General features: G+C 31.9%; 12 protein-coding genes. 9 read left to right on the top strand and 3 right to left on the bottom strand.

The window, feature by feature from the left end:
- Positions 1-3: 3 nt before the first annotated feature.
- From P8H50_RS07060 to P8H50_RS07040, 5 genes are all read left to right on the top strand, one after another.
- Positions 4-333: an FAD-dependent oxidoreductase gene (locus P8H50_RS07060; RefSeq protein ID WP_300207115.1), complete on the top strand. Its 330-nt coding sequence runs from the start codon at positions 4-6 to the stop codon at positions 331-333.
- Positions 330-1,076: an FAD-dependent oxidoreductase gene (locus P8H50_RS07055; protein WP_300207112.1), complete on the top strand. Its 747-nt coding sequence runs from the start codon at positions 330-332 to the stop codon at positions 1,074-1,076. Before P8H50_RS07060 ends, P8H50_RS07055 begins: the two co-directional genes overlap by 4 nt.
- Before the next feature lie 167 nt (positions 1,077-1,243).
- Positions 1,244-1,825: a tRNA-(ms[2]io[6]A)-hydroxylase gene (locus tag P8H50_RS07050; protein WP_300207179.1), complete on the top strand. Its 582-nt coding sequence runs from the start codon at positions 1,244-1,246 to the stop codon at positions 1,823-1,825.
- Positions 1,826-2,022: 197 nt separating this feature from the next.
- Positions 2,023-2,556 (top strand): CIA30 family protein, encoded by a 534-nt coding sequence (locus P8H50_RS07045; RefSeq protein ID WP_300207110.1) that lies wholly within the window; start codon positions 2,023-2,025, stop codon positions 2,554-2,556.
- Positions 2,557-2,568: 12 nt separating this feature from the next.
- Positions 2,569-3,258 (top strand): SDR family oxidoreductase, encoded by a 690-nt coding sequence (locus P8H50_RS07040; protein ID WP_300207108.1) that lies wholly within the window; start codon positions 2,569-2,571, stop codon positions 3,256-3,258.
- A gap of 25 nt (positions 3,259-3,283) precedes the next feature.
- Here P8H50_RS07040 and P8H50_RS07035 read toward each other — a convergent pair whose 3' ends face one another.
- Positions 3,284-4,495, bottom strand: a complete 1,212-nt coding sequence (locus tag P8H50_RS07035; protein WP_300207105.1) for a TlpA disulfide reductase family protein — start codon at positions 4,493-4,495, stop codon at positions 3,284-3,286.
- A 118-nt stretch (positions 4,496-4,613) separates the two neighbouring features.
- On the opposite strand from P8H50_RS07035, the gene pheT reads away from it, so the two are divergent.
- From pheT to P8H50_RS07020, 3 genes are all read left to right on the top strand, one after another.
- On the top strand, positions 4,614-7,040 hold the full coding sequence (gene pheT, locus P8H50_RS07030; protein WP_300207103.1) for a phenylalanine--tRNA ligase subunit beta: 2,427 nt from the start codon (positions 4,614-4,616) through the stop codon (positions 7,038-7,040).
- Positions 7,041-7,051: 11 nt separating this feature from the next.
- Positions 7,052-7,243, top strand: a complete 192-nt coding sequence (locus tag P8H50_RS07025) for a hypothetical protein (RefSeq protein ID WP_300207100.1) — start codon at positions 7,052-7,054, stop codon at positions 7,241-7,243.
- Positions 7,244-7,341: 98 nt separating this feature from the next.
- The gene (locus P8H50_RS07020; RefSeq protein WP_300207097.1) at positions 7,342-7,581 is read left to right on the top strand and encodes a DUF2007 domain-containing protein; all 240 of its coding nucleotides are present in this window, start codon (positions 7,342-7,344) and stop codon (positions 7,579-7,581) included.
- 109 nt (positions 7,582-7,690) lie between these two features.
- On the opposite strand, the gene P8H50_RS07015 is transcribed toward P8H50_RS07020, so the two are convergent.
- Complete coding sequence (locus P8H50_RS07015; protein ID WP_300207095.1) at positions 7,691-9,310, bottom strand: ABC-F family ATP-binding cassette domain-containing protein; 1,620 nt, start codon at positions 9,308-9,310, stop codon at positions 7,691-7,693.
- 282 nt (positions 9,311-9,592) lie between these two features.
- Here P8H50_RS07015 and P8H50_RS07010 point away from each other — a divergent pair, with 282 nt between their 5' ends.
- Entirely contained in the window at positions 9,593-11,020 is a 1,428-nt protein-coding gene (locus P8H50_RS07010) for a hypothetical protein (protein ID WP_300207092.1), read from the top strand.
- 77 nt (positions 11,021-11,097) lie between these two features.
- Here the strand turns inward: P8H50_RS07010 and fsa are convergent, their stop codons facing one another.
- Positions 11,098-11,751 carry a fructose-6-phosphate aldolase gene (fsa, locus tag P8H50_RS07005; RefSeq protein WP_300207089.1) on the bottom strand — a complete coding sequence of 218 codons (654 nt, stop codon included), beginning with the start codon at positions 11,749-11,751 and terminating at the stop codon, positions 11,098-11,100.
- Positions 11,752-11,776 lie beyond the last annotated feature (25 nt).

Raw genomic sequence — 11,776 nt, 5'->3', positions numbered from 1 at the left:
CCAATGAATACAATTAAAACAGATATACTAATAATTGGTGCAGGATTAACGGGTTTAACACTAGCTTACTACCTAAAAAACCTAAATATATCTTTTAAAATTACAGAAGCTCGACCTACTATTGGTGGTAGAATAAAAACGAAATACAATACTAACCAAGCTCCTATTGAGCTAGGTGCAACATGGCTTATAGAACAACAAGTCGCAGCTATAAAACTATTAAAAGAGCTCAACATTCGTGTTTTTAAGCAATACTATGGTAAAACAGCTATATACCAACCTAACCAGATGCAAGCTGCACAGTTAGTTAAGTTACCAAAAACAATGCAGTGAGTTATCGTATTGAAGACGGCACCTATTCTGTAATCAAGGCTTTAGTTGAAAAGCTTCCAGAGAATTCAATTGACTGTAATCAAAGTGTTCAATCTATTAAAACACATAATGGTGGTTTAGAAATAGAGGCAACAACTTATAAATACCATTGCAAACACGTTATAGCAACACTTCCACCTTCATTATTCTCAAAAACTATAACTACTGAACCTACATTATCAAAAGACATAAAGCAACTAATTCTGAACACACATACTTGGATGCAAGACTCTATTCGAGTTGGCATCACTTATAAAAATGCATTTTGGCAAAATAAAAATACTAGTGGCACAATTTACAGCAGCGCAGAACCAATTCAAGAGTTTTACGATCATTCTAATGCAAATAACAGCTTATTCGCTTTAAGTGGTTTTATAAATAGTAAATCTAGTGACTACACTAGAGACCAGAGAAAAGCACTAATAATTAAACAATTACAAACTTTTTATGGTGATCAAGCACTTGAATACGACAGCTATGAAGAATGTGTTTGGAAAGATGAAAAGCAGACTTTAGTTGGTAACGACACGTTTTTAATGCCTCAAACTAATAATGGTCATCCATTGTATCAAAACACATATTTAAACAATAGGTTATTTATTGCTGGAGCAGAAACAAGCCCAGTATTTTCTGGTAAAATGGAAGGCGCAATTACAAGTGCACAATTTGTTTTCAAGAAACTAAAGACCATTTATGATAAGTAACTGGTTTTGTCAGTTCGAGTAATTTTGAGGCACGAAAAATTGTATCGAGAAGCCTTATAGCTTGTAACTTCTCGATACAAAATTCTAAAAAAAAAAATTCACTCGAAGTGACACTGCATTTTAATTTCTATAATAATTATCTTTACAAAAAATAGTAAACTATGAGCATACTCCACCTTAAACTAGAAACCGATCCACGTTGGGTAACCATTGTAGAAAGTAATATTGAAGAAATATTAACAGACCACGCTTGGTGTGAGCAAAAAGCCGCAACAAATGCTATTACCATAATTACGCATAATAGCGAATATCCAGAACTAGTAACCGAGCTTTTAAAACTTGCCAAAGAAGAGTTGGAGCATTTTGAAATGGTACACGACATTATTAAAAAACGTGGTTATACATTAGGCAGAGAACGTAAAGACCATTATGTAAACCAACTCTATAAGTTTATGAATAAAGGTGGAAGCAGACAACAAAGCTTTGTAGATAGATTGCTGTTTTCTGCTATGATAGAAGCCAGAAGCTGCGAACGTTTTAAATTATTATCTCAACGCATAAATGATGATGAACTCTCTAAATTTTATCACGATTTAATGATTAGCGAAGCTGGACATTACACCACATTTATCACCTTTGCAAGACAATACGGAAAAGACATCGACGTCGATAAGCGCTGGCAAGAACTCGTTGCTTTTGAAGGCGAATTGATAAAGAGTTATGGCAAGAGCGAAACTATTCATGGTTAATTATAGTGAATCGTTAGAAGTAAAAGTAAATAACTGTTTATTATAATTCAAATGTCATAGCCTTAAGTGACAGAAAACGAAATGGCAATCTCTTCAATAATATTTACTATTTTTCTAAATACTTTTTACAATTGTTTTTAACGTTTTGTTTTGAAAATCACTAAAGCTTAAGTTGTAAATTTGAAGAAAAACAAGCTATGAAACCATTAGCCTTCATTTTATTATTCTCTATAACTATGACTTCTACTCCTATTTTTAACTTTACAAAAGAGGCAAACATTTCTAATTGGCGCATTGTAGACGACGTTGTAATGGGAGGACGCTCTAACGGAAATTTTGAATTAAACAAAGATGGTCATGGTGTTTTTAGCGGTAAAGTATCTCTAGAAAACAATGGTGGATTTTCTTCTTTACGCTACATTACAGAAACTATAGATATTGCTAGAAATACCAAAGTATGCATTAAATTAAAAGGCGATGGTAAAAACTACCAATTTAGAATTAAAGCAGATAGAAACCAGCGTTACTCTTACATTACTACATTTAAAACTTCTGGCGAATGGGAAACCATTACAATCAATTTAAAAGAGCTATATCCAGCTTTTAGAGGCAGAACTTTAAACTACCCAAACTTTGATAAAACAACTATTGAAGAATTAGCCTTTTTGATTGGAAACAAAAAAGCAGAAGATTTTAAACTACTTATAGATAGTATCACTTTAGAAAAATAAAAGAATTAATATATGATTGATATAAGTGGTAAAAATGCATTTATAACTGGTTCTAGCAGAGGAATTGGGCAACAAATTGCTATTGGTCTAGCTAATTTAGGATGTAACATTGTTATTCATGGGAGAACCAAACAAAGTTGTATTAACACTCAAAATATTTTAAAACAATTTAATATTAAAACCTTTTGTGTTTATGGCGAATTATCTATTGAAGAAGATGTGGTAAACATTATAAAACAAGTAAAAAATTTAAATATAGAGATTGACATATTATATAATAATGCTGGTCTCATGACACCTTATAAAGCAGATTATTTTAATCACAGTTGGGAAGACTGGATGTTAAGTATGAAAGTTAACGTTTTTGCTGTATATAGCTTATGTACCGCATTTATACCTTTAATGTTAGAAAATAACTTTGGACGTATAATAAATGTTATATCTGGTATAAAACACGAACCTGAGTTAGCACCTTATGGCGCTTCTAAATGGGCTTTAATAAAACTAACAGATGATCTTGCGATTAAGCTAAAAAATACAAACGTGAGAATAAACACTTTAGATCCAGGTTGGTTACGAACAGATTTAGGTGGTGAATTTGCAGAACATGCTGTAGAAGCTGTTTTACCTGGTGCACTTGCTCCATGTTTAATCGAAAATAACGGATCTAACGGAGAGTCGTTTTTAGCGATTAATAAATAAGAAATAACATCGTTGTGACCGTTTATTACTCTTCCAATAACACACCAACAAACTCTGTAAACTCAGCTTTAAACTCTTCAAACTTTTCTCCTGTGGCAGGTCCATTAAAGCCAGTGTGTATTTTACGTACTTTACCCTTTTTATCTACAAATACTGTAGTTGGGTAACTTAACACATGATTTAGCATTGGTAATTTTTCTTGTGCTTTAGTTTTACTTGTTGTTCCTGTTTGCGCTAATAAAATTGGATAGTTTATATCTATTCTATCTTGTAGGCGCTTAATACCTGCAAAGGCTTTCTCTTTAGTTTTAGCGTATTCGAAAGCTAAAGCTACAATTTCGAGACCCTTTTCGTTGTATTGTTTGTAAACCTCAGCATAGTACTTGCTTTCATCTAAACAATTAGGACACCAAGTTCCCATAATTTGCACGAGAACAACTTTGTTTTTAAAACGTTCATCTTGTAGAGATAGCAAATTTCCATTTGCATCTGGAAAAGTAAAGTCTAAGCTATCAAAACCTTCTTTTAAATACGTTAATGCATCTGCACTTGGCAAATTATAATTATCATTTCGTTTTGCCGTGAAAGGTTCTTTCCAGTGGTTACCTGAATAAAAAGTTCCGTTAATAGTAGAATCGGTTACTTTGGCTGTAAACAAAAAAGCATGAGAACCATCAAAAGTTGAAAGCTTTAATTGGTCTCCATCAACCACACCTTCTAGAAAACGATAATCTCCAGTTTCTGTTAAAAAAGTGCCTGTAACTTGGTTTCCGTTTTGTTTAAAAACGCCTTTAGCATTATATTTATCGTTTTCAGAATTTGGACTAAAAACGGTTTCCCAACTTCCAGAGATATTAGCTTTAGCATTAGTAGTAACATTAAAACGTGTGTTATTTTTTTCAGCTTTAAAAGGCACTACTCTATCTTTACCCTCAATAATAAAATTTCCGTTTAGTGTTTTGTTTTCAATTTTTGCAGCTAAAAGCGCTTCAAAAACTGGCATTTGTATAAATACAGAATCGTTACGGTATTCTATTTCGTTGACTTCAATTTGTTCTTCGGCATTAAAAACAATAAGCCTATTAGCGTCTTTTACTTTAAAGGTAAATGGCAATAGGTCGGTATCACTAACTTGTAATTCTGCTCTGTAGTCACCAAAAGTAAGAAATTCTTGAGGCTGTTTCTGTTCACAAGAAAACACTATTGATAATATTAATAAGATAAAAATATAACGCATTTTTCTATTTTTTTAATTTAGTAGTCGAAATAACAACATAATCCTCACAATAAAAAGCATATATTCAATTTAATTAAGCCATAACTATTGTTATATTTGCGCACTTAAAGTATAATACATGAAGATTTCTTACAACTGGATAAAACAGTTTATAAAAACTGATTGGACACCAGAACAAACTAGCGAATTGCTTACAGATTTAGGTCTTGAAGTAGAAGGTTTAGAAACATACCAAAGCATAAAAGGCGGATTACAAGGCGTTGTTGTTGGCGAGGTTTTAACTTGCGAACAACATAGTAACGCAGATAAATTAAAAGTTACAACTGTAAATATTGGTGCTAATATACCTGTACAAATAGTTTGTGGCGCACCAAATGTAGCTGTTGGTCAAAAAGTACCTGTTGCCACTATTGGAACCACTTTATATACTGAAGAAGGCGAAGCTTGGACCATTAAAAAAGGTAAAATACGAGGTGAAGAAAGCTTTGGAATGATTTGTGCCGAAGACGAATTAGGTCTTGGTAAATCTCACGATGGCATTATGGTTTTACCAGAAGACACTGTTGTTGGAAGCGCTTGTGCAGACCTTTTTAACATTGAAAACGATCAAGTTTTCGAAATTGGCCTCACTCCAAACAGAGCAGATGCTATGAGTCATTTTGGGACTGCTCGAGATTTAAAAGCTGGTTTACAACATAAGGATATTAATATAGAGTTAATTACACCTTCTGTTAGCGCCTTTCATGTAGATAGTCGTTCGCTTAAGGTTGATGTTGAAGTAATAGATAAAGAATTAGCACCTCGTTATTGTGGTGTAACCATATCTGGCGTTAAGGTTGCAGAATCTCCAGCTTGGATGCAGCATAGGTTAAAAGCTATTGGTTTAACACCAATAAACAATATTGTAGATGCAACTAACTACGTATTGCACGAATTAGGACAACCATTACACGCCTTTGATGCTAATAAGATTACAGGTAATAAAATTGAAGTTAAAACAGTTGCAAAAGGTACAAAGTTTACAACTTTAGATGGTGTTGAACGTGAATTACATGAAGACGATTTAATGATTTGTGACACAAAAAAACCACTCTGTATCGCTGGTGTTTTTGGCGGATTAGACTCTGGAGTTTCAGAAAACACCACAAACATATTTTTAGAAAGTGCTTACTTTAATCCTGTTAGTGTTAGAAAAACAGCTAAACGTCATGCGTTAAACACAGATGCTTCATTTAGATTTGAACGTGGTATTGACCCAAATATCACTGAGTATGCCTTAAAACGTGCTGCGCTTTTAATCAAAGAAGTTGCAGGAGGAGAAATTACAAGTGATGTTTCTGATGCTTATCCTACAAAAATTGAAGATTTTCAAGTTCATATTACTTTCGATAAAGTAACAAAACTAATTGGTCAAGAAATCCCAAAGGAAACCATAAAAGATATTTTATCTTCATTAGAAATCAAAGTTAAAAACGTTACAGAAACTGGTTTAGGTTTAACCATTCCTGCTTACAGAAACGATGTACAACGTGAAGCCGATGTAATAGAAGAAATACTTCGTGTATATGGTTACAATAATATAAAAACCACAACAAAGCTTAATGCCTCTATTTCTAATGCTTCAAAATTTGATGACCACAAATTACAAAATGTAGTTGGTAACCAATTAGCCTCTCGAGGATTCTACGAGATTATGGCTAATTCATTAACCAATCCAAATTATATTTCACTAAGCGAACAATTAAAGGAAGAACATAACATTACCATGTTAAATCCTTTAAGTAACGATTTATCTGTAATGAGACAATCGTTATTATTTTCTGGCTTAGAAGCTGTGTCTTATAATATTAATAGAAGACGAAATGATTTAAAGTTTTTTGAATTTGGAAAAACCTATCACGATTACAACAGCGAAAGAGAAGAATATAAACACCTTACCTTATTTGTAACTGGAAATAAAACACAAGAAAGCTGGACAGCTGTTCAAGAAAAAGGTGATTTCTTTTATCTAAAAGGCACTATTGAAGCTGCCTTAGAACGCTTAGGTGTTTCGCGTTTTAAATCCACAGCTACAAAAAACGATGTATTCTCTGAAGGTATGCAATACAGACAAGGTAAAACAGTTTTAGTAGATTTTGGAATAGTAAAAACAAAAATTACTAAGCATTTTGGTATTAACCAAGTGGTTTTATATGCAGATTTTAATTGGGATAATATTATTGAAGTTGCAAAGCGCAATAACATTAAGTTTACAGCAATTCCTAAATACCCTGAAGTTAGACGTGATTTCGCCTTGTTATTAGATGAAAAAGTTAAGTTTGAAGACATTAGCACAATTGCAAAACAAACAGAAAAACAACTGCTTAAAAACGTGAGTTTATTTGATGTCTACCAAGGTAAAAACTTACCAAATGGCAAAAAGAGTTATGCTGTTAGTTTTATGTTTCAAGATGAGCACAAAACACTAACAGACAAAATAGTAGACAAGATAATGAATAAGCTTCAACATAATTTTGAAAGTAAATTAGGAGCAGAATTAAGATAAAAAAGAGAACCATGGAAAATCAAACACCTAAAAAAAGTATTTTTATTTTAGTCTCAGGAATGATATTTTCTGGACTAGGAAGTTATATTGTTTACAGACACTTTTTCGAAGACGAAACAGTTTCAACTATGAGACTTGTACTTGCTATTGCTATGGTTGGTTATGGAGCGTATAGACTTTATAATTACTTTAGTGCAGAGTAATTTTTAATTCTTACAAAACATAAACTATAGTAGCCTGTATTTGTTATGTTATGCTATTTATTTCGTATATTTAAGTATAACCTTTAATACACAAAGCTATGACAGATTCTGAATACATAAAAATTTATACAGGTGGAACTATAATAGTTCAAATAATCAAACAACGTTTGGAAGCTGAAGGTATAAACCCAATAATTAAAGATGAAACGGAATCTGGCAGGTTAGCTGGATTTGGAGCAACATTAATTGGGCAACCAGAAGTTTTCGTCCATGAAAGCGAAACAGCTGTTGCTGTTAGGATTGTTGAAACTGTAAGAAGTGAAATGGAAGCTGGTTAGTAAGCAGTAAAGTAGTCTTCAGTTGGCAGTCACTTACTCAAGTAAATAATAATTAAAACGCTCAAAAAGCTGAGATTTTTGAGCGTTTTTTTATAGTGTTATCTGCCTACTAGACAGTATACATTTTCTCTCTTAGCTCTTTAATTGTTGGGTTTTGCATATACTCATCGAATGTAGTATATCTGTCTATTACGCCATTTGGTGTTAGCTCTACTACTCTATTACCAACAGTTTGTGCAAACTCGTGGTCATGAGTTGTAAACAATACTGTGCCTTTAAAATTCTTCAAAGAATTATTAAAAGCTGTAATACTTTCTAAATCTAAATGGTTTGTTGGCTCATCTAATTGTAAAACATTAGCTCTAGTCATCATCATTCGTGAAAGCATACAACGTACTTTTTCACCTCCAGATAAAACCGATGATTTTTTAAAGGCTTCTTCACCACTAAAAATCATTTTACCTAAAAAGCCTCGAATATTTACCTCTTCTCTTTCTTCTTCTGTTTGTGCCCATTGACGTAACCAATCTATCAAGGTTAAATCGTTTTCAAAAAAACTACTATTATCTAAAGGAAGATACGATTGAGTAGTTGTAACTCCCCAAGAAAATTTACCAGAATCTGCTTTTAAATTATCATTTAATATTTGATAGAATGCTGTAGTTGCTCTAGAATCTCTAGAAAACAAAACCACTTTATCACCTTTATTTAGATTTAAGTCTATGTCTTTAAATAATATTTCGCCATCTAAAGAAGCTGTAAGTCCTTCGACGTTTAATATTTGATCTCCTGCTTCTCTATCGCGTTCAAAGATAATTGCTGGATAACGACGACTGGTTCTTCTTATATCTTCAATATTTAGCTTGTCAATCATCTTTTTTCTACTTGTAGCTTGCTTACTTTTAGCTACGTTAGCTGAAAAACGACGAATAAACTCTTCTAATTCTTTTTTCTTTTCTTCGGCTTTTTTGTTTTGTTGTGCATGTTGTCTTGCTGCTAATTGAGAGGACTCATACCAAAACGTATAGTTTCCAGAGAAGTGTGTAATTTTCCCAAAATCGATATCACTAATGTGTGTACATACTGCATCTAGAAAATGCCTATCGTGAGAAACCACTATTACACAATTATCGTAATTAGCTAAAAAGTTTTCTAACCAAGAAATAGTTTCGTAATCCAAATCGTTGGTAGGCTCATCCATGATTAGCACATCTGGATTTCCAAAAAGAGCTTGTGCTAATAAAACACGCACCTTTTGTTTTCCGTCAAGGTCTGCCATTAATGTATAATGCACATCGTCTTTAATGCCAAGGTTAGATAACATTGCAGCTGCATCACTGTCTGCATTCCAACCATTCATTTCTTCAAATTGCACTTGAAGCTCGCCTATTTTTTCTGCGTTTGCATCTGTGTAATCTGCATAAAGAGCATCTATTTCAGATTTTAATTTATATAAGGGTTTGTTTCCTTTTAAAACGGTTTCTAAAACAGTATCTTCGTCATGCTTATTGTGGTCTTGTGTTAAAACAGACATACGCTTACCTGACTCTAAATGCACACTTCCAGAATTAGCTTCCTGCTGACCTGAAATTATTTTTAAAAACGTTGATTTTCCTGCTCCATTGGCACCAATAATTCCATAACAATTTCCATTATTAAAAGTCGTATTGACTTCGTCGAAAAGGACGCGTTTACCAAATTGTACAGAAAGATTTGAAACTGATAACATATATTCTATATATTTTTATCTCAGATGGTTTTTACTCTTTTACTATAAAGTTTTTTAAACTTGAAACTTAGCACTGCTATTCCTCGACATAAAAGCGCGTTTAAGTTTTGCAAAAGTAAATAATATCTTCGGTTTGAAAAAACAAAACCACTCTTATATAAAGTTTACCAATAGTCTTAAAACTATATAACTAACTTTTTTATTTTCAATTTAACAACGCATTAACACCACTGTTCATTTACAAAACATAAATTTGTTTATTAAATTGATGCATTTTTTACTATGAAGTTTAATTTTTTATTTTCTTTAATAATATTAACAAGTTTCTTTACGTCTTGTAAAAAAGACCAAGCAGATATTGCATCTAACCAAGCATACTTTGGAGGAGAAATTATAAACCCAAACAGTAACGCTATTTATATTATAAAATCTGGCGCTACAATAGATACCATCTACCTTAATAACAACAATAGATTTTCTTACAAGTTTACAGATTTTGTGCCTGGACTATATGGGTTTTTTGATGGTAGAGAATATCAAAATTTTTTAATTGAACATAATGATAGCTTGATGCTTCGTCTAAATACATTAGACTTTGATGAGTCTTTAGTCTTTACAGGCAAAGGTGCAAAAGAAAATAATTTTTTAATGGAAATGTATTTGCTAAATGAGCTAGAAGATGACAAAATTCTAGGATTAGGGCAAAAAACAGCAGAAGAGTTTGATAGTATTTATAAGATATCTAGAGATCTAAAGCTTGAAAAGTTAAAACGTTTTAGATTAAAAAATGAGACTTCTGCTTTATTCGATGAAATCGCTGAAGCTAGTATTAATTACGAATACTATGCACATAAAGAATTGTATCCATTAGCTAACTATAAAATATCAGAATTAGATGCATTTAACAGTCTTCCGGAAGACTTTTACAGCTATCGAGAGAGTATAGACTACAACAATGAAGCCTTAAAAGAATATAGTCCATATCTTTCATTTTTAAGATTTCATTTTAATAATCTTGCATTACAAAATCATTTCAAGCATTCTAAAGATAGTGTTTATGACAGGTTAGATTTACATTACAACCTAGACAAACTTAAACTTATTGATGAAACGGTTACTAATGAGGAAATTAAAAATGACTTATTAAAATATGTTTTGGGTCAATTTGTAAACATCTCAAAAAACACAGAGGATTATGACGAGATGCTGCAGTCTTTTAAATCTAAAAGCACAAATACTAAGGATAAAGAAATAGCAACAAATTTTGTTATTTCTTACAAAATGTTAAAGCCAGGAAATAAAATTCCTAACGTAAAATTACTCAATAAGAATGAAAAAGAAATTAGCATTTATGAGCTAATTAAAAAACCTACGATAATTTATTTTTGGACCAAAAACAATAAGAACCAATTAATATCTTCTCATAAACGAACTAAGGAGCTTAATGTAAAATATCCTGAATTTCATATTGTAGCTATAAATGTTGACTCTATTTCTTACGAAGAACAAGTTAATATTTTGAAACATTATGATGTTAGAATAGAAAACGAATACCGTTTTAAAACACCAAAACAATCCAGAGAGACACTATCTGTAAAACCTATTTTAAAAGTGTTTATACTTAACAAAAAAGGAGAAATAGTAAATGCAAAAGCAAACATGTTCAACATAACCTTTGAACAAGAGTTACTAGGTTTACTTAACCAATAATTTAAAATATTTTAAAAAAAACGCCTGAAAATTTAATTTTCAGGCGTTTTTTTTACTTCTACACTAGCTTAAAGTCTTTAGTTTCCTTTTTTATAATCTTCTAAAAACTTTGCTAAGCCTATATCTGTAAGTGGATGTTTTAATAAACCTTCAATAGAACTCAAAGGACCTGTCATTACATCTGCTCCTAATTTAGCACAGTCAATTACATGCATTGTATGACGCACAGAAGCTGCTAATATTTGGGTATCGAAAGCGTAATTATCGTATATGTGTCTTATTTCTGCTATAAGATTTAAACCATCTGTAGATATGTCATCTAAACGACCAATAAAAGGAGACACGTAAGTTGCTCCTGCTTTTGCAGCCAATAATGCTTGTCCTGGAGAAAACACTAAGGTTACATTTGTTTTTATACCTCTATCGCTAAAATATTTACAAGCTTTTATACCATCTTTAATCATAGGTAATTTTACTACAATTTGTTCGTGAAGTTCAGCAAGAGCCTCTCCTTCTCTAACCATACCCTCAAAATCTGTAGCAATAACTTCTGCACTGACATCTCCTGAAACAAGATTACAAATAGCTACATAATGCTTTAAAATATTATCTGTTCCAGTTATACCTTCTTTAGCCATTAAAGATGGATTTGTAGTTACTCCATCTAAGATTCCTAAATCTTCGGCTTCTTTAATTTGAGCAAGATTAGCTGTGTCTATAAAAAATTTCATAAGTATTGTGTTTGTTTTACAATTG

The organism is Lacinutrix sp., assembly GCF_029238095.1.
Lineage (GTDB): Bacteria > Bacteroidota > Bacteroidia > Flavobacteriales > Flavobacteriaceae > Lacinutrix.
The sequence above is the reverse complement of the archived record's forward strand: the minus strand, read 5'-3'. Positions and strand labels throughout refer to the sequence as shown.